General features: G+C 73.2%; 15 protein-coding genes and 2 tRNA genes. 5 read left to right on the forward strand and 12 right to left on the reverse strand.

The window, feature by feature from the left end; all coding sequences use genetic code 11:
- The first annotated feature begins 42 nt into the window (after window positions 1-42).
- The gene (locus AB0G08_RS12175) at window positions 43-1,038 is read left to right on the forward strand and encodes an aldose epimerase family protein (RefSeq protein ID WP_358086520.1); all 996 of its coding nucleotides are present in this window, start codon (window positions 43-45) and stop codon (window positions 1,036-1,038) included.
- 31 nt (window positions 1,039-1,069) lie between these two features.
- Here the strand turns inward: AB0G08_RS12175 and AB0G08_RS12180 are convergent, their stop codons facing one another.
- The 6 genes from AB0G08_RS12180 to AB0G08_RS12205 are packed head-to-tail and all read right to left on the reverse strand — an operon-like array spanning window position 1,070 to window position 13,118.
- On the reverse strand, window positions 1,070-1,468 hold the full coding sequence (locus AB0G08_RS12180; RefSeq protein WP_358086522.1) for a hypothetical protein: 399 nt from the start codon (window positions 1,466-1,468) through the stop codon (window positions 1,070-1,072).
- Window positions 1,469-1,470: 2 nt separating this feature from the next.
- Complete coding sequence (locus AB0G08_RS12185; RefSeq protein WP_358086523.1) at window positions 1,471-4,542, reverse strand: AMP-binding protein; 3,072 nt, start codon at window positions 4,540-4,542, stop codon at window positions 1,471-1,473.
- Complete coding sequence (locus AB0G08_RS12190; protein ID WP_358086525.1) at window positions 4,539-5,753, reverse strand: cytochrome P450; 1,215 nt, start codon at window positions 5,751-5,753, stop codon at window positions 4,539-4,541. The genes AB0G08_RS12185 and AB0G08_RS12190 overlap by 4 nt, the downstream gene beginning before the upstream one ends.
- Complete coding sequence (locus AB0G08_RS12195; protein WP_358086527.1) at window positions 5,750-7,528, reverse strand: non-ribosomal peptide synthetase; 1,779 nt, start codon at window positions 7,526-7,528, stop codon at window positions 5,750-5,752. The genes AB0G08_RS12190 and AB0G08_RS12195 overlap by 4 nt, the downstream gene beginning before the upstream one ends.
- A gap of 14 nt (window positions 7,529-7,542) precedes the next feature.
- Window positions 7,543-11,784 (reverse strand): amino acid adenylation domain-containing protein, encoded by a 4,242-nt coding sequence (locus AB0G08_RS12200; RefSeq protein WP_358086528.1) that lies wholly within the window; start codon window positions 11,782-11,784, stop codon window positions 7,543-7,545.
- On the reverse strand, window positions 11,781-13,118 hold the full coding sequence (locus tag AB0G08_RS12205; protein WP_358086530.1) for an MFS transporter: 1,338 nt from the start codon (window positions 13,116-13,118) through the stop codon (window positions 11,781-11,783). Before AB0G08_RS12205 ends, AB0G08_RS12200 begins: the two co-directional genes overlap by 4 nt.
- Window positions 13,119-13,798: 680 nt before the next feature.
- Here AB0G08_RS12205 and AB0G08_RS12210 point away from each other — a divergent pair.
- Entirely contained in the window at window positions 13,799-15,244 is a 1,446-nt protein-coding gene (locus AB0G08_RS12210; protein ID WP_358086532.1) for a serine hydrolase, read from the forward strand.
- On the opposite strand, the gene AB0G08_RS12215 is transcribed toward AB0G08_RS12210, so the two are convergent.
- Complete coding sequence (locus AB0G08_RS12215; protein WP_358086534.1) at window positions 15,196-16,002, reverse strand: hypothetical protein; 807 nt, start codon at window positions 16,000-16,002, stop codon at window positions 15,196-15,198. The two genes, AB0G08_RS12210 and AB0G08_RS12215, sit on opposite strands and share 49 nt — an antisense overlap.
- Before the next feature lie 483 nt (window positions 16,003-16,485).
- Here AB0G08_RS12215 and AB0G08_RS12220 point away from each other — a divergent pair, with 483 nt between their 5' ends.
- On the forward strand, window positions 16,486-17,535 hold the full coding sequence (locus AB0G08_RS12220) for a MupA/Atu3671 family FMN-dependent luciferase-like monooxygenase (RefSeq protein WP_358086536.1): 1,050 nt from the start codon (window positions 16,486-16,488) through the stop codon (window positions 17,533-17,535).
- Between the two features lie 198 nt (window positions 17,536-17,733).
- Here the strand turns inward: AB0G08_RS12220 and AB0G08_RS12225 are convergent, their stop codons facing one another.
- The 3 genes from AB0G08_RS12225 to AB0G08_RS12235 form a co-directional block, all read right to left on the reverse strand.
- Entirely contained in the window at window positions 17,734-18,105 is a 372-nt protein-coding gene (locus AB0G08_RS12225; protein WP_358086671.1) for a metalloregulator ArsR/SmtB family transcription factor, read from the reverse strand.
- A gap of 200 nt (window positions 18,106-18,305) precedes the next feature.
- A tRNA-Arg gene (locus AB0G08_RS12230) sits at window positions 18,306-18,378 on the reverse strand.
- 36 nt (window positions 18,379-18,414) lie between these two features.
- Window positions 18,415-18,505, reverse strand: a tRNA-Ser gene (locus tag AB0G08_RS12235).
- Between the two features lie 1,210 nt (window positions 18,506-19,715).
- Between AB0G08_RS12235 and AB0G08_RS12240 the strand changes: the two genes are divergently transcribed.
- Window positions 19,716-20,318 carry a hypothetical protein gene (locus tag AB0G08_RS12240; RefSeq protein ID WP_358086538.1) on the forward strand — a complete coding sequence of 201 codons (603 nt, stop codon included), beginning with the start codon at window positions 19,716-19,718 and terminating at the stop codon, window positions 20,316-20,318.
- A gap of 154 nt (window positions 20,319-20,472) precedes the next feature.
- Here AB0G08_RS12240 and AB0G08_RS12245 read toward each other — a convergent pair whose 3' ends face one another.
- The gene (locus tag AB0G08_RS12245; RefSeq protein ID WP_358086540.1) at window positions 20,473-21,243 is read right to left on the reverse strand and encodes a CPBP family intramembrane glutamic endopeptidase; all 771 of its coding nucleotides are present in this window, start codon (window positions 21,241-21,243) and stop codon (window positions 20,473-20,475) included.
- Window positions 21,244-21,388: 145 nt separating this feature from the next.
- Between AB0G08_RS12245 and AB0G08_RS12250 the strand changes: the two genes are divergently transcribed.
- Window positions 21,389-22,507 carry a globin domain-containing protein gene (locus tag AB0G08_RS12250; RefSeq protein ID WP_358086542.1) on the forward strand — a complete coding sequence of 373 codons (1,119 nt, stop codon included), beginning with the start codon at window positions 21,389-21,391 and terminating at the stop codon, window positions 22,505-22,507.
- Window positions 22,508-22,671: 164 nt separating this feature from the next.
- Here AB0G08_RS12250 and AB0G08_RS12255 read toward each other — a convergent pair whose 3' ends face one another.
- Complete coding sequence (locus tag AB0G08_RS12255; protein WP_358086673.1) at window positions 22,672-24,189, reverse strand: peptide deformylase; 1,518 nt, start codon at window positions 24,187-24,189, stop codon at window positions 22,672-22,674.
- Between the last annotated feature and the right edge of the window lie 248 nt (window positions 24,190-24,437).

The following is a 24,437-nucleotide window of genomic DNA, read 5'->3' on the forward strand; positions in this document are numbered from 1 at the left end:
TCCTCGCTCCTGAACGGACATCGACTCTCTATGATGGGCTTCGTGGATCTTCGACGCCAGTCCGTCGGTCGCACCTCGGCGCACGCGCCGGACCCGCGAACCGAGGTGCACGCCTACACGGTGACGAACGGGCAGGGCCACGCCATCACGGTGTGGACGTACGGCGCGACCCTGGTCGACGTCAGCGTCCCGGACCGGCACGGTCGCCTCGCCAACGTCGTGCACCGCCTACCCGATCTCAGGACCTACGAGAACCGGACGCTCAACCCCTACGTCGGGTCGACCGTGGGCCGCTACTGCCGCGCCATCCGCAACGGCACCTTCACGCTCGACGGCGTCCCGCACGTCCTCGATCGCAACGACGGCGAGCATCACCTGCACGGCGGGCCCGCCGGGTTCGACCGGCGCGTCTGGCAGGCGTGGACCGAGGAGTCGGCGGACGAGGCGGCGGTCGTGCTGAGGTTGGTGTCCCCCGACGGCGATCAGGGCTATCCGGGCACGGTGGACGTCGAGGCGGCGTACCGTCTGCACCGGTCCGGCCGACTGACGTTCGACTACCGGGCGACGACCACGGCGCCCACGATCATCGGGCTCACCAACCACGCCTACTGGAACCTCGCGGGCGGCGGCACCATCGACGGCCACCACCTCGCCATCAACGCGGACCGCACGGTGGCGTTCGATTCCGACCTGCTGCCGAGGTCGGGGCCGCCCGTCCCGCTGGCCGGAACCGCGCTGGACTACCGCACGCCGCGCCGCATCGGAGCGGCGGCCATCGACAACTTCTTCGTCCTCGACGATGCCACCTGGGCCGCCGAACTCGCCGATCCCGACAGCGGCCGGCGCATGACCGTGGTGACGGACCAGCCCGGCATGGGCGTGTACTCCTCAGACGGGCCGGCCGCCCCGCGCCGGGGCCTCTGCCTCGAGGCGGGGGCGTGGCCGGACGCGGCGAACCGCCCAGACTTCCCGTCGGTACGCCTGGACCCGGGCGACGTGTACGAGCACCGCACGACGCACCACTTCTCGGTCGACTGACGGCGGGAACCGGGCGGGCGCGACGGTTCCATCAGCGGTGGAGCTCCCGCACCCGTAGCCGTCCGGACGCGAGCAGTTGCCGCAGGGTGTCCGCGTCGGGCCCGGCCAGCAGGGCCTGCGAGAGCCGGTCGGCGTCCGGGACCACGAGGACCAGTTCCTCCAGTACGCGGCCCTCGACGAGGTGGTGGAGCAGCTTGAAGGCGAGCCCGATCGACCCGAAATCGGTGCAGACCAGCCCCATCCTGGGCCGGATGAACGTCCCCGGGTCCACGTCCTGGCCGAAGGACGCCGTGTCGACCACGGTGTCGAACTCGCCGCTCAGTTCACCCGCGGCTGCGCGCCCCACCGGCGCCGTCCTGTCGCACCACAGCACGGCGGAGGGCGGGGCGGGGAGGGTGGGGGACGCCCCGGGAACCTGAGGTCTGCTCATCGTCACTCGCTCCAGTGGTCGTGCCGGGCGAGCGTCCGCAGAGCGTCGCCCACCGTGTCGAGCAGGCGTACGGCGGTCTCCTCGGCCATGCCGTCGGCCCGCCAGAACATGACCAGTGACCAGGACCCGTCAGCTTGCGGGAACGCCTCGAACATCAATTCGATCGCGGTGGTGGGCGGCCGGACCCGCACCCGCTCGACCACGACGCCGCCCGCCATGGACACCGGCGCGAACTCGGCCTGGAGCACCGTCCACACCTGGAAGAAGGGGTGCCGGGAGCGGTCCGGTCGCAGCTCGCGTACCAGGTCGTCGAACGGGGTCCGGGCATGCTCGAGCGCCGTGATCGTGCCCTCCACCACCGCCCCGAGCAGCGCGTCGGGAGCGCTGTCCAGCGCATCGCGGACCGGCACGGTGAGCGGGTTGACGAAGTACCCGACGATCCCTTCGGTCTCGGTGTCGAGCCGGCCGGCGGTGACCGTCCCGACGGAGACCTCGGGCGCCCCGAAGGTCGTGGCCAGGGCCCTGCCGGTGGCGGTGATCAGGGCGGACAGCAGCGGTCCCCCCTTCGCGGTCGCGGCCCGGTGCAGTGCCGCCACCGTCTCCGCCGGCACCGCCAGCGTGAGTTCGCAGCGCGGCGCCTCACCGACGGCCGCGGGCAGCGGCAGGAACGGGGGCGGCGCCGGCGTGAGGGTGCGCCGCCAGTAGGACAGCTCGGTGCGCCGCCAGTGCTCCAGGTTCTCCTGTTCCCACACCGCGAAGTCCCGGTACGAGAACGGCCGGGCGGTGGGCGGCGCGCCACCGGCGAGCCGCGTGTCGTACGCGGCGGCGAGGTCCGCGAGCAGCACCGACTCGGACCAGCCGTCGAATGCCACGTGGTGCACGTGCAGGCAGAGCAGGTGCCGGCGCTCGTCGAGCCGGCAGATCCGGGCCCGGATCGGGATCTCGTCCTCGAGGGCGAACGGCCGTCCCCACCAGTCCGCCGTGGCCCGCTCCGCGGCGAGCTGCACTGACTCGGCGTCCGGGAGGGCCACCTCCTGGACCTCGGGCACGACGCCGTCCAGGATCTGCTGGGCGGGGAGGTCGTCGTCGAAGTCGTAGACCGTGCGCAGCACCGAGTGCCGCTGCACGACGTCGGCAAGTGCGCGGCGGAGCACGTCGGTGCGGAGTGGCCCGCTCATCAGATAGGCCAGCACCAACATGTTGTCGGCCCTGCCGGGCGCGGTCTGCTCGGCGAGCCAGAACCGGCGTTGGGCATGGGAGAGCGGAGCCGGGCCGTCGTGCGTCACGGGTACGAGCGGCGTTCCCACCCGTGGCGCCGCCGCGTCGAGGGCGTCGACGATTTCGGCCAGCGAGCGGCACCGGTAGACGTCCGCGACGGTGCAGCGGACCCCGAGACGGCCGCTCAGCCGCGCCGCGAGCCGGATGGCGTCGAGGGACGTGGCACCCGCCGTCACCAGGTCGTCCGAGGCCGCCAGGTCCGGCAGGCCGAGCAGGTCGCGCACCTCGGCCAGGAGCGGGTCCACGGCGGTGCCGGCCGCCTCCGCCGGCTCGGGCGCCAGCAGGCGGCGCAGCGCGGCGACGTCCGCCTTGCCGTTGGCGGTGAGGGGCAGGCGGGCCGCCTGGTGGAACCGCGTCGGAACCATCGCGTCGATCAGGGTGCGCGCGGCGAGGTCGCGCAGCAGCGCGACGTCCAGCGGCTGCCCGTCCGTGGCGGTGAACACGCACCCCACCTCGACGCCGCCGGCCGGCCGCTCCACCGGCAGCACGACACACGACGCGATCGACGGCGACGACCGCAGCGCCGCCTCGACCTCGCCCGGCTCGATCCGCACGCCCCGGACCTTGAACTGCCGGTCGATCCGACCTCGGTAGCGCAGCTCGCCGTCCGGGCCGAACTCGCCACGATCGCCGGTGCGGTAGTGGCGGACACCGTGGACCTCGAAGAACCGGAGCGCGGTCTCCTCCGGGTCGCCGAGGTAGCCCAGGGCCAGCCCGTCGCCGGAGAGCGCGATCTCGCCGGTGTCCTCCAGGAGCACCACGCCGGTCCGCGGCACCGGGCGGCCGATGGGCACGTCGTCCGTGCCGTCGGCCAGGTCGGCGGGCCGGACCACGTGGGTCGTCGCCGCCATCGAGCACTCGGCCGGTCCGTACAGGTTGACCAGGTGCAGGTCCGGTGCGACCTCGAGGATGCGGCGCAGGTGCGGTGCGGACACCCGCTCGCCGCCGACCACGAGGACCCGGATGTCGCGGAAGAGCTCCGGGCACTCCTCCGCGAAGACGTTGCACAGCGAGCTGGTCAGCCACAGCGTGTTCACGCCTCGGGCGATCCCCGCGCGGAGTGCCGCGGCGTCCAGCGCCGTCTGGTCGCGGTCCATCAGCACGCAGCGACCGCCGTTGAGCAGGGCACCCCACAGCTCGAACGAGTGCATGTCCCACGGGACGGGCACGGCCTGCAACAGCACCGTGGCCTCGTCCAGCGGGATGGTCGGCGAGTTGACCAGGAGCCGGCAGGCACCGCGATGCGGGGAGAGCACCCCCTTCGGCCGTCCGGTCGAGCCCGACGTGTGGAAGACGGACGCCGGGGCGGAGCCGTCGAGTGGCGGGCGTCCCGTCGGCTCGACCGGCCCCGGCTCCGGCTCCGGCCCCGGCTCCGGGCCCGGCTCCGGGCCTGGTCCGGCGAACGCGCCGGGCGGAACGTGGACCAGCCCGGTCCCGGTGAAGCGCCGCGCGTCGTCGGCGACCACCAGCGACACCCCGGCGTGCGCGACCACCCGGTCGAGGCGTTCCCGCGGCCACCGGGGATCGAGGGGCAGGTAGGCGGCCCCGGTGAGCAGCACGCCGAGGAACGCCGCCACCCGCTCAGGGGTGCGCTCCATGTGCACGGCGACGATGTCCCCGGCCGACGCCCCGGCGGCCCGGACCGCGTCCCGGGCCCGGCACGCCTGCGTCCACATCTCGCCGTAGCTGACGCGGCGCTCGCCCTGCTGGATCGCCGTCCTGTCCGGATGCCGGCGGGCGTGGACGCCGACGACCTGCTCGATGCGGTCACCGTGGGCGTACGGGCCGCCCGTCATGCGAGCTGTACCGGAAGCGAGGTGATGCCGAGGATGAAGTTCGATCGCAGCCGGCGTGGCGCGCCCGCCGGTCGGCACCGGACCTTCGCGCTGGTCAACTGCTGGAACAGCAGCGACAGCTCACCCTGCGCGACCGGTGCGCCGATGCAGCGGTGGATGCCCGAGCCGTAGGTCAGGTGCCGGTTGGGGGTACGGCCGACGTCGAAGACGTCACCGTCCGGGTACTGCTCCTCGTCTCGGTTCGCCGACACGTTCCACAGCGTCACCGAGTCGCCGGCCCGGATCCGTCGACCGCGGCGCTCGACATCGCGCTTCGCCATCCGCTGCACGTAGGCGTTGGTGGAACTCCACCGCAGGATCTCGTCCAGCGCCGTTGCGAGCAGGCCCGGGTCGGCGAGCAGTCGCTCGTACTGCTCCGGGTGCTCCATCAGGGCGAGCAGCCCGGTGCAGGCCGTGTACGACGACGTCTCGTTCCCGCCGACCGCCATGTTCATGCAGTTGTACAGGATCTCGTCGGTGGAGAGCGGCCGGTCGTTGATCCTCGCCCGGGCCAGCATGCTGACGAAGTCGTCGCCCGGCTGCCGTCGCCGCAGTGCCAGCAGGTCCTCGAAGTAGTCGAAGATCTCCGCCTGAAGCCAGGCCAGCCGCAGCCCGGCGTCGGTGCCGGTGTCGACGAACGCCTCGTCCCGGTAGCCGACCATGCGCCTGGTCAACCGGATCAGCTCGTGCGCCTCCTCCCAGGAGACGCCCATGATCGTCATCAGCGCGCCGGCCGGCAGTTCGGTGGCGACGTCCACCGCGAAGTCGCCACCCCCGTCGGCGAGCATCCGGTCGACCGCCCGCTCGACGAGCGTGCCGACCTGCCGCGAGACGGCCTCCACCACCGCGTGCGACAGAGCCGGATGGACGACCTGTTTGAGCAACCGGTGGCGCGGCAGGTCGGAGGCGACGAGCATCCGGCCCGCGGCGGAGTCGTCGGAACTCTGGAAGGAGCCCCCGACGACGGCGCCGCGCACCGAGCTGAACAGCTCGTGCTCCCGGTACGCCCACTGCACGTCGTCGTACTTCGTCAACGCCCAGAAGCAGCTGCCGTCGGCGCCCTCGTTCCAGTACACCGGGTCTTCCTCGCGCAGCCGGCGGAAGGCGTCGAGGTGTGCTCCCCGGACGAACAGGTCGACGTCGGCGAGGTCGATGTCCGGTCCGTCCGTCACGCCGGTCCCCCCTCCTGGGCCGTCCTATCGATCAGCGCGGCGAGGTCGCCCAGCACGGCGTTGGCCAGCAGCTCCTGGAACGGCACCTGCACCCCGAGGTCCCGCTTGATCCGCCGGTGCACCTGGAACGCCTGGAGGGAGTGCCCACCCAGCCCGAAGAGGTCCTCGTTGCGGCCGACGTTCTCCACCCCCAGCAGCCGCTCCCACAGCCCGGCGAGGTACCGCTCGGTGTCGGTCCGCGGCGGGAGGTGGCTGTCCCGCCGCCTGCGGTGGGCGTCCAGCAGCTCGCGCAGCGCCACCATGTCCCGCTTGCCGTGCTCGGTCGCCGGGACCTCCGGCACCACGATGAAGTGGGCGGGCACCATGAAGTCCGGTAGGTCGCGCTTCGCCTGGGCCCGCACCTCGCCGAGATCGGTGCCGTCGTCGACGACGAGGACGGCGACCAGCCACCGGTCGTCGGCCGTCCCGTCGGACAGGACGACCGCCTCCTGCACCTGGCGCTGGCGGCGCAGGCCCCGCTCGACCTCGCCCGGCTCCACCCGGTAGCCCCGGATCTTCACCTGGTCGTCCGCCCGGCCGACGAACTCCAGCACGCCGTCGGGACGACGGCGGACCAGGTCACCGGTGCGGTACGCCCGGACCGGCCGGCCGTCCTCGTCGGTCAGCGTCCGGAACCGCTCGGCGGTGCGCTCCGGCTCGTCCTGGTAACCGCGGGCCACGCCCGGCCCGCCGACGAACAGCTCGCCGACCTCCCCGTCGGCAACGGGTGACAGCTCCGGTGAGAGCACCTGGGCGACCACCCCGGGCAGCGGCCGGCCGATCGGGACGAGGTCCGCCTCGGCGTCGGCGGCGGTGACCCGGTGGGCGGTGCAGGCCGTGGTGATCTCGGCGGGCCCGTAGAGGTTGTAGAGCTCGCCGCCGAACTGCCCGCCCAGCAGGTCACGGCAGGCGGACGGTTGAAGTACGTCCCCACCGACCTGGAGGACCCGCAGCGACGCGAACGCGTCCCGGTCCTCCCGGACCACCTGGTTGACCACCATGGTGGGCACCAGCATCGCCGTGATGCCGTACCGCTTCATCTGTCGTTGGAAGTCGGCGGCCAGCAGATCCGGGACCGGCGGCAGCACGATCGCCTCGGCGCCGGCGCCCAGCGTCGTCCAGATCTCGAAATGGAAGGCGTCAAACGACACGCTGGAGATCTGCCCGGACCGGTCGGCCGGCGTCAGCCGGGGCAACCCCGGATTGAGCGCGAACGACACGAGGTTCCGGTGTTCCAGGACGATCGCCTTCGGCTCGCCGGACGAGCCGGAGGTGAACAGGATGCTGGCCGCCGCGCCCGGGTCGACCGCGCCCCGGTTCGCCGGCCCGGCCTGGGACACCTCGGCCGCGGTCACCACGTCGGCCGCGAGGTGCCGCAACCGGTCCCGCCACGCCGCCTCGCAGACGACCAGTTTGACGCCGCCGGCCCGCAGCATGAGGTCCCGCCGGGCGTCCGGATACCGGCTGTCGACCGCCACGTAGGCGGCGCCCGCCTTGAGAACCCCGAGGATCACCACGAAGAGGTCCACGGAGCGCTCGACGTAGACCCCGACCCGGTCCTCGACGTCGACCCCCCGGGCGGCCAGCCCGGCGGCGACGGCGTCGGACTCGCGGTCGAGTTCGGCGTACGTCAACCGGCGGCTGCCGTCGCTGACCGCGGGGCGGTCGGGGTGCTCCCGCACCGACCGTCGGAAGAGGTCGATCAACGTGTCGACGGTTGCTGGCGTACCGGTCACAGTCGCGTTCCCTTTCATCGCGGCGTCTCGGTGGCCCCGGCGCCCTCGGCCACCAGGCGCCGTACGAGTCCAGACAGCCCGGCGAACGTCGGTGCCCGCACGAACTGCGGCAGGCGCAGGGTGATGCCCAGCCGGCGGCGCAGGTCGGCGAGCACCCGCACCGCGCCGAGCGAGTCACCGCCGAGGCGGAAGAAGCTGTCCGACCCGCCGAACCGGTCGTGGCCGAGCACGCGGATCCAGGCCTCCCGCACGGCGGACTCGACGGGGTCGGCCGGCTGCTCGCCGGGTTCCCGTCGTGTCCGCAGGTCCTCGAGGACCAGCTGCCGGGCCCGGTGGCGGTCGACCTTGCCGCTGGGCAGCAGCGGCAGGGCGGCGGCCGGCACGATCACCTGGGGCACCATGTAGGAGGGCAGGACCTGACGCAGCCGGTCGACGGCGCCCTCCGGGTCGAAGCCCGCCGCCGGGGACGGCCGCGGCTCGCTGACCAGGGCCCGGCCCGGGTCCACCGGCGCCCGCGCGGCGTCCTGCTCCGCGTGCCGGCGGGCCCGCTGCGCCGACCGGTCGAGGTAGGCGCAGATCAGGGTGGCGTCCCGCGGGTCGACGCGCACCACGGCGGCGCAGCCGTGGGCGCGGGCGAGCTCGACCAGGGCCGCCGGCGTGGGCGCCGCCTGCGGTGGGTCGGCCAGCCATGCCGCGTTCTGGCCGTGCGGAATCGCCCGGACCACCGCGCCGACCCGCCCCTCGCGGACCCGGGAGCAGACGTCCGCGAACCACTCCGGTCCCTGCCAGTCGTGTTCGTCGAGGGCCGGGTCGGGCGGCTCCGGCACCGGGACCCGGGCCAGCACGGCGTCGAACCGGAACGCGGACATCTCGCTCCACTCGCGCAGGTGCTTCGGGCGGAGGGAGACCGTCAGGTCACCCCGCTCCCGGGCGAGCCGGTACAGGTACGCGGGGTCGATGAGCAGCTCCCGCTCGGCGGCGGCGAGCCGGTCGGCCACCGCGGCCAGTCGCTGCTCGTCCGCGCCGGGATGACGTGCCTGCGCCGTCGCGCGGTACTGCGCCGGCGCCAACGGCCACGAGCGGACGTCGCCGATGAAGATCCGGCCGCCGGGGGACAGGTGGTCCAGGCAGGCGTCCACGACCTTGTCGAGGTACTCGCGGGACGGGAAGTACTGGACCACCGAGTTCAGCAGGATCAGGTCGAACCGGTCCGGCAGCCCGTCCCATTCGTCGGCCGACCGCAGCAGTGCCGCGAAGCCCGGCCCGAGCGCCGCCCGCTCCGCGTTCAGCGCCGCGACCGCCCGGGGCGAGATGTCGGTCGCCAGCCACGTGGCCGCCTTCCGGGCCAGTGGCCGGGTCACCATGCCGGAGCCGGCGCCGATCTCCAGGACGTGCTCGAATCCGAGGCGGGCGACGACGCCCACCGTGTGGTCGGCCCACTCGCGCATGACCGCGTCCGGGTAGCGTTCGCCGGTCAGGTTGCTCGTCCAGCCGCTGAACACCGACTGGTCGAGGTCGGTGTAGGTCTCGTCCCACTGGGTGCGCCAATCGTCGACGGCACCGCTCTCCCCGTCGCGCCCGCCGGGCACCACCACGGCCGCGAGGCTGCGGTTGTCGTCGACCTCCACCTCGACGACCACGCACGCGTGCACCCCGGGCAGCCGGTTGACGGCGCTCTCGACCTCGCCCGGCTCGATCCGATGGCCCCGGAGCTTCAGCTGGTCGTCCACCCGGCCGCGTACCTGGTAGCGGCCGTCGCGGGTGCGCCGGCCCCGGTCGCCGGTGCGGTAGCCGCGGCCGACCCCGTCGAGGTGCACGAACGCCCCGGCGGTCAGCTCCGGGCGGTTCAGGTAGCCCCGCGACAGGGCGGGGCCGCTGATCCACAGGTCACCGAAGGTGCCGTCGGGCGCCGGCCGGCCCCACTGGTCGCGCACCAGGAAACGGTTGCCGCGCAGCGGCACGCCGATGGAGATCTCACCCGGCTCGAGCTGCCACGCCGACGACCAGATGGTGGTCTCCGTCGGGCCGTAGACGTTGAAGGCGACGTCGGCGAGGCCGAGCAGCGCGTCGCGGACGTCCTCGGTCAGCGGTTCGCCGCCGCAGAGCGCGACCCGTACGCGGGTGCCGAGATGCTCCGCCAACACCCGCCACACGCTCGGTGTCGCCTGCACCAGCGTCACGCGCCGGTCCCGGACCAGCTCGGCGAGCCGCACCGGGTCGGCCGCCGTCGCGGACTCCGCGATCACGCACTCGACGCCCGTGGTCAGGGGCAGCAGGAGCTCCACCAGCGAGATGTCGAAGGTGACCGTCGTCGACGCGACCATCCGGTCGGCCGGCTCCGGCCGGACCAGGCGCGCCATCTCCGCGATGAGCCCGGCCAGGCTGCCGTGCTCCACCAGGACACCCTTCGGGCGACCGGTGGAACCCGAGGTGTACATGACGTACGCGAGTGAGTCGAGGCCCGTCCCGGGTTCGCCGCCGATCGGGGCGGTGTCGTCGTCCTCGCCCAGCAGTACCGCCGTGCGCCGGCCCAGCTCGGGAACCGCGCGGTCGGTGACCAGCACGTCGATCCCCGCGTCGTCGAGGACGAACAGGTTGCGCGGCAGGGGGTTCTCCGGGTCCAGCGGCACGTACACCCCACCGGCCGCCCAGACACCCAGCATGGACACGACGAGGTCGACGCCTCGGGGAAGGTACGAGCCGACCAGCGTCCCCTCCACCACCCCGGCGCGGCGTAGCCGGGCGGCCAGCTGGAGGCCGGCCCGCCACAGGTCCGCGCGGCTGAGCCGCGTGCCACCGCAGCTCACGGCGACCGCGTCGGGCGCCGCCCGGACCGCCTCCGCGATCGTGACGAGCACCGGTGGCGTCGTGGCCGCCGGCCGGTCCGCGCCGCCGGGCAGTTCGGCGGACGGCTCCCCGGCGGGCAGGTCGACCTCCCCGATCCGGACGCCGGGGTCGGCGAGGCACCGCCGCAGGACGTCGCCGTACGACCGGGCCGCCTCGGCGATCGACCGGTCGTCGAACATGGCCGTGCGGTACTCGAACCGCACGTTCATCCCGTCGCCCGCCGGCGCCACGTCGATCAACAGGTCGAACTTCGCGCCCGACGGGAAGACGGGAAGGGCGTGCGCCCGGGTGGCCCCGAGCCGCAGCCGGATCTCCGGCACGTTCTGGTAGGTCATCATGACCTGGAACAGCGGGTGGACCCCGGAGGTGCGGTCCAGTCCCAGCGAGCCGATGACCTGGTCGAGCGAGGCGTCACGGTGCAGCAACGACTCGATCGTACGGGCCTGGACCCGGCCGATCACCTCGTCGAAGGACGGGTTGCCGCCGAGTTCCAGCCGGATCGGGAGCGTGTTGACGAAGAAGCCGACCGCGTGCTCGGTCGCCTCGTCGCGGTCGTCGGCGACCGGCACGCCGACCACCAGGTCCGCCACGTTGCACCACCGGGCGAGGAAGACGCCGAGCGCCGACATCGCCACCACGAACGGCGTGGTGCGGCGTTCGGCGGCCCGCTTCCGCAGTGCCTGTGCCGTCGGCCGGTCCAACCGGTGGACGTGGATGCCGCCGTCCCAGTCGAGACGGTCGCCGCGCCGCGCCCGGTCGACCGGAAGGTCGAGTTCAGCCGGCACCCCGCTGAGCGCCTCCCGCCAGTGGCGCACCGCCTCCTGCTGTGTCTGCTCGGTGCGGTCGCGCTGCTGCCGGGCGGCCAGCTCGGCCATCCCGGGAACCGGCGGGAGCCCGGCCCCGCCGGGGTCGGCACCACCGGCGGCCAGGTGCGCGTAGAGGGCGGACAGATCGTCGGCCAGGATCGCGGCCGACCAGCCGTCCACCACCGCGTGGTGCATGACCAGCGCCAGCAGTGCCTCCTCGTCCGGCAGCACCCAGACGGCGGCGCGGAAGACCTCACCGCGGCGCAGGTTCAGCGGCCGGTCGAGGAACTCGGCCAGTTCCGCTTCGGCCTGCTCGGTCCGCTGCGCCGCCGACACCCGCAGGGCACCGTCGGCCGGTGCGCCGACCTCGATGGTCACCTGGTCGCCCTCGTCGACGAACGCACAGCGCAACGCCTCGTGCCGGGCCACCAGCGCGTCCACCGCCGCGGCGAGAGCCGGCAGATCGAGCTCGCCGTAGACCCGCCAGGCGAGGGGGACGGTGTACGCCGACCCGCCGCCCTCGTGCTGGTCGACCAGCCACAACCGCCGCTGTTCAGGACTGGCCGGCACCCGGTGGGGGCCGGTCGGCACCGATGAGCTCACTGCACCGCCTCCTGCTGCCGGGCCGCCGGTTGCGACTCCCCGTCTCCGTCGGGCTGCGCGGCCGCCCACACGGGGACGCCGCCGGCCGTGTAGCGGGGGCGCGTCCGCTGCGCCCACCCGACCACCGGCTGGATCGCCACGGCGAACGCCACGAACAGGACCACGAGGACGAGCCAGCCCCGGCCGGTCCACACCCCGAGGACGTAGGTCACCAGGGCCGGGCCGCAGATCGACCGCATCGTCGACCCGAGGGAGTGGATGGCCCCGTACTCGCCCTGCGCCTCGGGGTGGGCCAGCTCGAAGCGGAGGGCCCAGTCGGCGGCGGAGGCTCGCAGCTCCCCGGCGGTCAGGACGAGCACGCCACCCACCAGGAGCGCGGCGGTGACCAGACCGCTCTCGGTCCAGACCGTCAGCCCGAAGACGGCGCAGGCGACGGCGGCGGCCAGGCTGCCCTGGAGGAGGGCCCGGCGCGCGTTTGGCACGGTCTCGACGCCGCGCGCCGCCCGCACCTGGAGGAAGACGACGAGGAGCGTGTTGATGATCATCAGGCCGGCGAACACCGTGGCCGGGGCGTTGGTGTGATGGGTGATCCACAGCGGCAGACCGACCACCAGCACGGTGTCGTAGATGGCGACGAGGCCCGACAGGATGCCCACCGTGAGGAACGGCGGGTCCCGGAAGACGCCGCGCGGGCCGGACCGGACGCTGCCCCGTCGCCCGGGCACCCGTGGGTACTGGAGACTGATGACGCTCACCGCCAGGGTGAGCGCCGCGTAGACGATGAGCAGCACGACGAAGGCCGTGCGGGTGTGCAGCGCGAGGGCGACGGCCGCGAGCATGTTGCCCAGCGTGATGCCGATGTTCGCGATGCTCCGGCTCCGCGCCGCCGTGGTCACCCGGCGCTTCTCGTCGACCACCTGTGCCAGGAGGGCCTCCCGGCTGATGCTCGCCGCGCGTTCGGCGATGCCCAGGACGCACATGAAGATGAGGAACGACGTGAACCCGTTGATCAGCGGCAGGCCGACGAGCAGGACGCCCTGCAACGCGCCGGACCCGACGGTCATGTCCCGTGACCCGACCCGGTCGACCAGGCGGCCGACGGGGCCCGCCGCGACGATCCAGACGGAGGCGGTGACGGAGAAGCCGAGCCCGACCTGCACCACCGACACGTCCGCGAAGGTGGAGAAGTAGATGACGCTGACCGCCGTGTAGAGGCCGAACCCGACGCATCCCACGAGCGTGTTGACGAGCAGGATCATTTCGGGCTTCGGCAGCGCCCGGATGTCGGCCGACCAGCGCGTCAGCCGATCGGCGGTGCCCCTGAGACCCGTCATCTGAAGAGCTGCCCCTTCCGCCGCACCGGGCCTGCGCCGCTCCGATGGGCGTACGCCGCCCACCGCTGGCACAGGAAATTGACCGCCCTGGCGGGCCGCACGGGGTCGCTTGCGCTCACCTGTCGCACCTTCGGGCCGGCGACAGGGAGCAGTGGACGGGGGCACACCGGGTGACGAACAATGCGCGGCGGGCGAGACAAGAGTGGCGGCGCGGCCCGTTCGCCGCTCGGCCGGGAGTCATTACGGATACGCACGGCCACAGCGTCATCACGTCGCCCGTCCCCCCATGATGGACCCTTTCGGCGACGGCCCGTACCCGCTTGAGTGATTGACGGTGCGCCACCATGCAAGCCCTGAATCGCGGCTCAGGCTAGCAGGAGTCGGTCGGTGTCTCAACAGGAAACAATGTCGGTGATTAATGGCCACTTTGCAGCGTCCGAGCAGGACAGACGCGCCCTCGTCCCGTTCGGATATCCTCGGATCGACCTGCGGTAAGGCGCGCGTGGTCCGACCCGATGGCTACAATCTCGGGACGCGGCCGGCCGGCCTCGGCCCGTGGTTGCGTTCACCGTGGAATTCCCGCACCGGAAATACGGCCTTCATTGTCGAGAGGCGAGATGCAGGACAGCAAGGCGGACGACCGTCGAGAGCACGAGCCGCTGCCGTCACACCCTCGGCCGGTGGATCCCGGCGACCAACTCCTGGACGACATGCTCGCGCTCTGGCGGGAGGTTCTCGATAGGCCGGAGCTCACGGCGGACGCCGACTTCTTCGCCTCGGGCGGCCGATCGCTGCTCGCCATCCAGCTCGTCCAGCGCATCCGCCGGGAGCTCGCCATCCCGATTCCCCTCGACACGCTCATCTCGGCGCCGACGCCGCGCCGGATCGCCGAGCGTCTCGCCGAGCTGCGTGCCGAGCACCAGCGGCGTGAACCGGCGGTGGACCGGCTCGTCCCCGACACGGGCGCCGGTGAGCTGGACCGGATCCTCGCGGAGACGGTGCGGGGCGGCTGGCACCAGGGCATCCAGCTCTATGTCTCGATAGCCGGCAGGCCGGTGTACGACCGGGCCGTCGGACTGCGCGAGGACGGCGAACCCCTGGAACCGGACGACGTGCTGCCCTGGTTCAGCGGAGGCAAGCCGGTGCTCGCGGCGGCGATCTGCGAGCTGTGGCGCCGCGGGATGCTGGATCCGTCCGAGCCGGTGGCGACGTGCCTGCCGGCGTTCGGCGTCCACGGGAAGGAGGCGATCACCCTCCGCCACCTGCTCACCCACTGTTCCGGGCGGCTGATCCCGGGCGGGCCCGGCGAGGCCGATCCCTACGCGGGGGGCTACGAGCAGGCGGTCGAGGAGGCCGTCACGGCCCGGCTGCACCCGGAGGACACACCCGGTCGGCAGCCCTCCTACTCGTCCTCGGTGACCGGCTGGCTGGTGCTGGCGGAGGTGCTGCGCCAGCTGGACGGCCGGCAGTTCGACCAGTTCGTTCAGGACGAGGTGGCGGGCCCCCTCGGCGCGACGTACCACTACGGCTTCTCCCCGCGCCAGTTGTCCGAGTTCGGTGGCCGGGTCGACGCGTACCAGCGCCACCGGATGGCGGAGTTCAGCAGCCCGCAGGAGGCGCAGACGGCCGCCGGCATCCGACGGCTGCTGGCCAGCGGCCTGGTGCACACGACCAGGAACCCGGCCGACGGCCTCTGGTCCAGCGCCCGCAACATCGGCCGCTTCTACGAGCTGCTCTGCTGCCATGCCGTCGGCGGCAGCTGGAGCGCCGCCCGCGACGCCCTGCTCGACGCGCCGACCGTCCGGCAGATGGTGACGCCTCAGCGGCCGAGCTTCTTCGGGGAGGCCCTCCTCATCGACTTCGGGCTCGGCCTGACCCTGGAGTCCCGGCGACACGGCGACGAGTACGCGTACTTCGGGACGCAGACCTCCGCACGTACCTTCGGTCACCAGGGGCACGGGTCGTCGCCGATGGCGTACGTCGACCCGGAGCACGAACTGGTCGTGGTCTTCAACGGCAACGGGCTGCCCGGTTTCGTGCCGGGCAGGGCCATCTGGCACCGGGTCAGTGACACGATCTACCGGGAGCTGGTCGCGCGGCCGGCCACGAACTCGGTCAGCAGCTGACCCACCCGCGGGTCCGCCAGCAGATCGGCGCGTGCGACGTCGAACCGGACGCGCCGGTCACCGACCTGCGGGAAGCTCTCCTCCGGGTGCGCGGCGGACATGACCGTCAGCGCGGGAACCGGGAGCTGCGCGGGCGGCCTGGCCAGACCGGTCACCACCAGGTACGACAGGTAGCGTCGCATCCGGACGACCAGGTCCTCGACGAGGTCGTCCTCGATGTCGAGTTCACGGCCGACGTCCCCGGCCACCCCGGCGTAGCGGTCGGCGAGCTGCCTGGCCAGGTGCACCAGGCCGGCCCCGTCCGGCGCCGGGCCGTCACCTCGGCCGTCTCGCTCCGGCGGGAGGTCGCACGCCCTCCCCAGCGCCTCGACCGAGCTGCGGTAGACGTCCACGAGCAGTTCCCGGGTCGCCCAGGCGGGGTCGACCAGCACCAGGCCGACGGGCTGTCGGTGGGCGGCGAACTCCCTCGCCAGGTGGGCCGCCGTCGCCGCGCCGGAACAGTAACCGATCACCGCGGAGATCCTCGCGCCGGCGGAGAGAGCCAGGTCCCGCCAGGTGTCGATGTGCCGGGCCGCTTCGGCCGGCCCGTCGACGACGTGGTCCGGCGGCTGGGTCACCCAGACGGCGCAGTCGGACGGCAGCCAGGCGGCCAGGTCCTCGAACCCGGCCTCCTCGCGCGCCCCGCCGAAGTCGACGGCAAGCACGAGATCGCCGCCGTCGCCGCCCGGCCGGAGCGGATACCACATCACCGTGTCCACATTGTCTCCCTGCTCCGAGGCTCGGCACCACGCGTCCGGCGAAACGGACCACCGCCGGATCGCCGGGTGGTGCGGGGCGCAGCCCTTCCGTGCCGCCCGGCGGCGAGCCGGTCTCCCGCTGCGGGAAGGGCGTGACGGTCAACTTCGCGGCATGAGCCGCACCCTACCGGCTCACCCGCACCCGTCGCAGGCGCGCGGCCATGGGCCCTGAGCGGCGCCCCGGACGACCGTCCGCGCCCGAGAGTGCAGCCCGGAGCAATGTGGACGGTGCGGGGCGCGCTCGGCGGTTGCGGCGGGCCAGCGACGGTTCTAGATTGACCTTCCTCCCGTGACGCGGAGGCAGGCAGCCTGCGCGTCGCGGCCGATCGCGCGGAAGAACGCCGAGGCGGCGATGGAGGGTGACCCCGTCACGCGACCCGCGGTCCAGTGACCGGTGGCGTGACGGGCCGGCTTCACCGCCCCGCCACGACCGGAGGAAGCGCCATGGATCTGAGCCTGTTCTTCTTCGGTGACGACGCCGACTCGACGCGCGACGGCTATCGCCTGCTGATGGACGCGGCCCGCTTCGCCGACGAGCAGGGCTTCGCCGCCGTCTGGACCCCGGAGCGGCATTTCCACCGCTTCGGCGGCCGGTACCCGAGCCCGGCGGTGCTGGCGGCGGCGGTGGCGGCGGTGACCAGTCGGATCTCGGTCCGGGCCGGCAGCGTCGTGGCGCCTCTGCACCATCCGGTCCGCATCGCGGAAGAGTGGTCGGTGGTGGACAACCTGTCCGGCGGACGGGCGGGCGTGGCCTTCGCCTCCGGGTGGCACGCGGTCGACTTCACCCTGCAGCCGGAGAACTACGCCCAGCGCAAGCAGGTCCTCGTCGACACCGTCGAGAAGGTGCGCCGCCTGTGGCGGCAGGAGAGCGTCGAATTCGTGGACGGGTCCGGCGACCGCACCCCGGTCCGCGTGTACCCGGCGCCGACGCGTCCGGACGTTCCGGTCTGGCTGACCAGCGCCGGGCATGCCGACACGTTCCGTACCGCCGGCCGTCTCGGAGCCGGCGTGCTGACGCACCTGCTCGGGCAGGACCCGGACGAACTGGCCGGAAAGATCCGCGAATACCGGCGCGCGCTGCCCGGGTCCGCCGGTCCGGGACACGTGGTGCTGATGCTCCACACCCTCCTGGGCGACGACCGGGAGGCGGTCCGGGAGAAGGTCCGGGAGCCGTTCAGCGCGTACCTCCGGAGCTCCATCGAACTCATCATGCGCAACTCGGGGGACGTGGTGCCCGGGGTGAACTTCGACGAGCTGACGCCCGAGGACGTCGATTCGATGGTGAAGATGTCGTTCGACCGGTACTTCGACACCAGCGGGCTGTTCGGGACGGTGGCGGACGGGACCCGGATGCTGGAGCGGCTGGTCGACATCGGGGTGGACGAGGTGGCGTGCCTCATCGACTTCGTCGACGACACCGACGCAGCCCTGGCGGGGCTGGACCACCTGGCCGAACTACGGAGGACCTGGGCCGCCATGACGGCCGGCGAGTGATCACCGCTCGCCCGGGCGTTCCCCGCAGATCGGCGGCGGCCGACCGCCTGGATGCACCCTGCCTCATCGTGCCGGGAGACGCGGCTACAGCGTCAGCAGTTCGCCCCGCGTGGACGAACGCCGCCACCCGAGCCGGCCAAAGGTGCGCGGGTTCGGTGTCGGGTCAGCCGGCATGGCGCCGGTCTTCGACGGCGCCAGTCAGCGGGTCTTCTTCGTCGCCCGCTTGCGGGGTGGCGTCAACACGTCGGCGATCGCGGCGATCGCGGACGGCACCAGGCGGTAGTACGCCCAGACGCCGCGCTTCTCACGCTCGAGCAGGCCGGCCTCGGTGAGGATCCGAAGGTGGTGACTCACGGTGGGCTGGGAGAGACCGAGCGGCGCGGTCAGGTCGGTCACCGACGCCTCGCCCTCCGGCGACGACTGGATCAGGCTGAGCAGTCGCAGCCGGGCCGGGTCGGCAAATGCCTTCAGTACTCCCGCGAGCCGCTCGGCATCAGCGCGCTTGATCGGCTCACCGGCGAGGGGCGAGATGGCAGGCGTCGTAGTTTTCGCAGTTCCCACGTCTTGCATCGTTGCAGCAACGCCGCCGATAGGCCTGCCAAACGAGGGCTGGATCACGATGGGTTCGTTGGGAGGGTGCGACACGAGTTGCGGCGCGGCAGCCGGTCCGGCGAGCACCGGCCTCCCACCTTGCGGAAGATCACGGCACATCCCGGGAAAAGTTCGAGGCCGTGATCAGCCTTCTGGCTGGTCACGGCCTCGATCAGTTGTGCGCCCGAAGGGACTCGAACCCCTAACCTTCTGATCCGTAGTCAGATGCTCTATCCATTGAGCTACGGGCGCTCGGTGCTTGGCCAGTCTACACACCCGGCTTTCGCGCGGAGACTCCGGGATTCGAACCCGGGAGGGGCTTTAAGACCCCAACCGCATTAGCAGTGCGGCGCCATAGACCAGACTAGGCGAAGTCTCCCTGGTGGCCCTTCAGACCACCGCGCCCGAGGATACAGGGCCTCACCCACCGGGAGCAAAGCGACTTGCCCGGGTCCGCCCCACCGTCTGGTCGACAGCGACCGGGCCGCCGCCCGGCGCACCCGCGCCGAGCTGTCTCCGGGAGGGCGCGGACTCGCCCCGGCCTCGCCTTTCTCTGCTGTGCGCCGGCGTGATCAGGACTACGCTCCATCGATATGCAGGAGCAGCCGCCGCGCGAGCCGACCCGCCGAGAGCCTGCTGAGGGAGCGCGCCGACGCTCCCCGAAGGCGACCTTCAGCCCGCCTCCCGCGCCGCCGGAGCCGGCCGAGCCGGAGGACGCCGGGAAGCGACCCCGGCGGGCGAGGCCGGCGCCTGCGGTGCTCTTCCAACCGCCCGCGGCCGATTCGCCGCTGCCCCGCCAGGCCGATCGCGCGGCCGAACCGGGGCCGCCGAAGCGCCCTGGGCAGCCGGAGGAGGCCGGCGGACGTGACGTGCCGCACACCGGGGGCGGCGCGTCTGCCGCCGCCGGGGACCTGCCGGCGTCCGCCACCGCTGGGGGCCCGCCCGCCCTGGACACGGGGACCTCCGGAGGGAGCACCGCCGCGCGGAAGGCCCCCGCGACGCGGAAGGCGACCAAGGGCAGGCCCTCCCCGGACGCCGGAAGCTCCGGCGGGGACGCCACCCCCGTCCCCCGCAAGGGCCCCGGGAAGCGGGCGGTCGCGAAGAAGGCCGCCTCGACGCAACCGACGACGGCAGCGGGGACGACGGAGGCAACCGAGACGACGACAGCAGCGGGGACGACCGCAGCGACAGAGCCGGCGACGGCAGCAGCGGGGCCGGACACGGCGAAGGCACCGGAGGCGGCGGAGAGCGGGACGCCCCCGGCGGCGACGAGGGTCACACCCGCCCGGAAGACCGCATCCGCCCGGAAGGACACGCCCGCGAAGAAGGCCACCCCGACCGCCAGGACCGAGCCCGCCCGAAAGACCACGCCCGCAGCGAGGACCGCGCCCGCACGGAGGACCACTCCCGTCCGGAAGGAGGCGCCCGCGAAGAAGGCCACCCCGGCGACCCCGACCCCGGCCCCGGTCCCGACACCGGCCGCGGTCCCGACCCAGGGCCCCGACACCCATACCGGCACGCACACCGAGGCGGCGGGCGCTCCGCTGGCGCGTACGCCGGAAACGGTCCTTCGGCTGGCGGCCGCGCGATTGCTGGAGCATCCCGCGTTCGCGCCGGAGCTGCTGGCCCTGGCCGCCGTCGAGGCGATCGGGCCGCGCGCCCGTGACTGGGCGCAGCGGCTCCGCGACGCGTACCCCGACGCGGGTGCCGACGGGTTGGCGCGGCTCGCGACCCGGCGGTTCGTCCGGCAGGCCGGGGCGGGCGGGGCGACCGCCGCGCTGGCGGGGCTCTTCGCGCCGCTGGCCGAGCTGGCGGCCGTGCTGTGGGCGCAGGCCAACCTGGTGCTGCACCTGGCGGCGGCGTACGGCCGGGACCCGGCCCATCCGGAGCGGGCGGTGGAGCTGTTGGTGCTGACCCGCGTGCACCCGGACGCCGAGAGCGCGCGGGCCGCGTTGGCGGCGGCCCGGGCGGCGGAGGAGCCCGGTGCGGCGGGCTGGCCCCGGGCGGCGGAGGCCGCGTGGCGGCTGGCGGCGCCGCTGGTCGCCCAGGCCGGCGGCTGGTTGGCGCTGCGGCTGGCGTCCCGGCTACTGCCGGGCGCGGCGGTCCTCGTGGCGGCGTCCGGCGACGCGGCGGCGGCCGAGCGGCTCGCCGCCCGCGCGATCGCCGCCTACCGGCGGCCCGCGCCCCGCTGACCACCTCCGCCCACCCGCCTGAGCGGAGCACGCCCGGGAAGGACGCGGATCGCCGGAGATCTTGGCAGGGAACGGCCCCCGGAGGGGCGCTTTCCTACCAAGATCTACCAGCAGAACCGGAGCAGGGCGGCAGCAGAACCGGAGCCGGGCGGCGTCAGAGCCAGTCGAACCACTCCTTCGGCAGCAGGGCGTAGCCGACGAAGGCGACGAGGTCGAGCAGCGTGTGCGCGACGACCAGCGGCATGACCCGGCGGGTGCGCAGGTAGAAGAGGCTGAACACGACGCCCATCACCACGTTGCCGAGGAAGGCGCCGAAGCCCTGGTAGAGGTGGTAGGAGCCGCGCAGCAGGGCGCTCGTGGCGACGATCGCGCCGATCCGCCACTGGAGCTGGCGCAGCCGGGTGACCAGGTAGCCGACGACGATCACCTCCTCCAGCACCGAGTTCTGCACGGCGGCGAGGATCAGCACCGGCACCGTCCACCAGAGCTCGGGCAGCGCGGCCGGCACCAGCGTGGCGTTGACGCCGAGCTGGGCCGCCGCCCAGAACAGCGCCAGGCCGGGCAGGCCGATCAGCGCGGCCAGGCCGGCGCCGCGGGCCAGGTCCTGGCCGGGCCGCCGGGCGTCCAGGCCGAGCGCCCGTGCCGGGTCGCCGGGGTCCCGCGCCAGCAGGTGTACGGCGAGCAGCACCGGCAGCAGCGCGAAGACGATCCCGAGCAGCTGGTACGTCAGGTCCAGCCACGGCCGGGGTGACGCCGAGGTGTTGAGCGCGGCGGTCTGCTTCGACAGCGGCCCGTCGGCGGTCAGCTTCGCCACGATCGACACCGTCGCGTAGACGGCGGACTGGCCGAGCGAGAGGCCGAGCACGAGCAGTGTCTCGGTGCCGAGCATCCGGCGGGTCGCCGGGCGTTCCAGCTCAACGGTCACCGCACCACTCTGCCCGACGGCGACGGCCGCCGGCACCGCCCGAACGAGCCTCACGAGCCGATCGCACATTCTGTGCGACCGGTCGACACGCTCCGTGGACATTCTATGGGTGCCCGATCCGCCGTCAGGAGAAGGAGCGCGCCCCGTGGACGACTTCGCAAGGCTGCTGAAGGAGAGCTGGACCCTGGTCGAGGAGCACCGGGAGCGGCTGAGCGGTCACTTCTACGCCCGGCTCTTCCTCCTCGACCCCGAGCTGCGCAAGCTCTTCCCGGTGGAGATGACCGGGCAGGGCGACCGGATCCTGGAGGCGATCGTCACCGCCGCCCAGACGGTGGGCGACCCGGAGAGCTTCGACGAGTACCTGCGCTCGCTGGGCCGGGACCACCGGAAGTACCACGTCGAGGCGGCGCACTACGAGACCATGGGCGTCGCGCTGCTGGACGCGCTGCGCAGCGTCGCCGGCGACGGCTGGAACCTGGAGTACGACCAGGCGTGGCGGGACGCGTACGCGGCGATCTCCGCGAAGATGCTGGCCGGCGCGGCGGCCGACGACAACCCGCCGTTCTGGCACGCGGAGGTGCTGACCCACGAGCGGTACGGCAGGGACACGGCGGTGCTGACCTGCCGGGCGTTGCAGCACCCGCTGTCGTGGCGGGCCGGCCAGTACGTGAGCGTGGAGGTGCCGCGCCACCTGCCCCGGGTGTGGCGCACCTACTCGGTGGCGAACGCCCCGAACGACGACAACCTGCTGGAGTTCCACGTCCGTACGCCCGAGGGCGCCGGCTGGGTGTCCGGGGCGCTGGTCCGCCGGGTGAAGCCCGGCGACCTGCTGCGGGTGGCCGCGCCGATGGGCTCGATGACGCTGGACCGTTCCTCGGAGCGGGACATCCTCTGCGTGGCGGGTGGCGTCGGGCTGGCCCCGATCAAGGCGCTGGTGGAGGAGCTGGCCAGCTACAACCGGACCCGCTGGGTGCACGTCTTCTACGGCGCCCGCACGGCGGCGGACCTGTACGGCCTGCCCGGGCTCCAGGAGCTGGTGGCCGCCCACCCGTGGCTGTCGGTCACTCCGGCGTGCAGCGAGGACCCCGACTTCGACGGCGAGCTGGGTGACGTCTCCGACGTGGTCAGCCGGTACGGCCCGTGGACGGCGCACGACTGCTACGTCTCCGGTTCCGCCCGCATGGTCCGGGCCACCCTCCGGGTCCTCGCCGAGGACGGCGTCCCGCCGGAGCACACCCGCTACGACACCTTCGGCAACCTCTAGAAGCGTTCCTCCCCCCGAACCGGGGCGCGTGCCCCTGCCCCCTGGGGCACGCGCCCCGGTCCCCCCGACGGGCGGACCGGCACCGCCCCGCACGACCACGTCCGCCCGGCCGTCCTTCCCACCCGCGCGGACGTGGTCGTGCCGCCGGGCACGGTGGGCGGAGGTCAGTAGCGCCAGGGACGGCCGGTCTCGCGGTACTCCTCGACCGGGACCAGCGGCACCCCCGGCGCCATCCGGTCGACGTAGAGCCGCCCCTCCAGGTGGTCGATCTCGTGGGCGACGAGCCGGGCCATGCCGAACTCGAACGAGGTGATGATCCGGCTGCCGTCGTACTGGGCGTGCTCCACGTCGAGCCGGAGCGGGCGGGGCACCAGGCCACGGTGGTCGAAGAAGGAGAGGCATCCCTCGTACTGCTCGTCGCTGTCAGGAGAGGCGTCGACGACGCGGGGGTTGAGCAGCACGACGGGGTCGGCCGACCGGTCGGGGGGCCGGACCACCGCCACCGCCCGGTTGAGGCCGAGCTGCGGCGCGGCGATGCCCACCCCCTTGCGGAACGGGTGCAGCTCGTCGAGGCGGACCAGGGTCGCCGCGAGGCGGTCGGCCACGTCCCGGGCCGCCTGTTCCTCGCGGGGCAGGTCGAACGGGCGCGCCGGCTGGCGGAGCAGGTCGGCGCCGCGCTGCACGATGCCGATGCCGCGCATCCGGTCGCTGGGCCGGACCCGCCCGGGCTCCTCCGGCTCGGCCTCCGGCCGGCTGCGGAACCGCCACTGCAACCGGTACCGGGCGTTGAGCGGGGGGTCCTCGGTCGCCCAGTCGAAGATCACCCGGTCGCCGTCCTCGTGCCTGGTCACGGGCGTACGCAGCGGGCCCTCCTCCGCCGAGAGCGAGGTCTCCGCGCCCCAGACCTGCGGGTCGACGGCCGCCGGAAGGTCCAGGCGTACGGCCATCTGCCGGGTGGGCAGCCGGACCGCCCGCTGGAACCAGGGGCCCCACTTGTCGTGCCCGACGCAGTACGCGTACTCGATGGTGGCCCGGTTTCCGGGGTAGAGCGGGAAGCGCCGGTCGGCGTTCTCGAAGAGCAGCCACAGCTCCTTGAAGGCGTCCCGGTCGTGCTTGGCCCGCCAGTGCATCGCCTCCCGCTCGTCCCCCTCCTCCCGGTACGCCCGCAGCCGCAGCTCGGCGAAGGTGAGCGGGTGTTCCCGGTGGTGCAGGTTGGAGCGGCCCGGGTCGTTGGGGTAGCGGTCGACGGCGACCCGCACCAGGTAGCGGGTGACCGGCTCGGTGCCGGCGTTGTAGAGCTCGCGCCGGATGACGCAGCGGTAGGCGTCGTCCAGGTGGGTGAGGGTGGCGAGTTCCCGCTCGACGATCAGGCCGGTGCCGGGCGGCATCCACTGGCCGGGCACGGGCGGGTCCCGGTGTGCCCGCTCGGAGCGGGCGTGGCGCAGCTCGTCGTACTCCTTGAAGCGCTGCCAGATCGCGCCGCCGGCCTCCAGCACGGCCTCGGCGCGGCGCGCGAAGTCCTCGGTGGGGCGGTGCCGCCGCCCCTCGACGTGGCTGACGTACGACGGGTCGAACCCCATCAGGGTGGCGAGCTGTTTCTTGGACAGCCCCCGCCCCGTGCGGTGCCGGGCGATCTCGGCGGCGAAGGACTCGGCAGCCCGATCGAGCGGTGAGGTCATCAGCTTCCTCGTGGCCGGGAGTATCAGTTTCACGTTCTGTGGCGGCGCGCACACGGAACTGGCACCTTGCCGACACGAATCTTGACAGGAAGAGATGACTGTCGATACTGGGCGCCCGTTTCCCGCCCGGTTGGCCGGGTAGTACGCCGACGCGGGCAGCGTGACCGGCCCCTCCGGATCCGACACAGGTGAGGCTTCCCTTAGCCCGCGAGCTGTGGTTAGGCTAGCCTTAGCTCAGCGACGGGCGGGTT

The organism is Micromonospora sp. NPDC023644 (assembly GCF_040640115.1).
Lineage (GTDB): Bacteria > Actinomycetota > Actinomycetes > Mycobacteriales > Micromonosporaceae > Micromonospora.

Bases quoted from the DNA above. Each gene is read 5' to 3' on its own strand.
- AB0G08_RS12180 (WP_358086522.1), bottom strand. From the start codon at position 1,468: ATGAGCAGACCTCAGGTTCCCGGGGCGTCCCCCACCCTCCCCGCCCCG.
- AB0G08_RS12185 (WP_358086523.1), bottom strand. From the start codon at position 4,542: ATGACGGGCGGCCCGTACGCCCACGGTGACCGCATCGAGCAGGTCGTC.
- AB0G08_RS12205 (WP_358086530.1), bottom strand. From the start codon at position 13,118: ATGACGGGTCTCAGGGGCACCGCCGATCGGCTGACGCGCTGGTCGGCC.
- AB0G08_RS12220 (WP_358086536.1), top strand. From the start codon at position 16,486: ATGGATCTGAGCCTGTTCTTCTTCGGTGACGACGCCGACTCGACGCGC.
- AB0G08_RS12225 (WP_358086671.1), bottom strand. From the start codon at position 18,105: ATGCAAGACGTGGGAACTGCGAAAACTACGACGCCTGCCATCTCGCCC.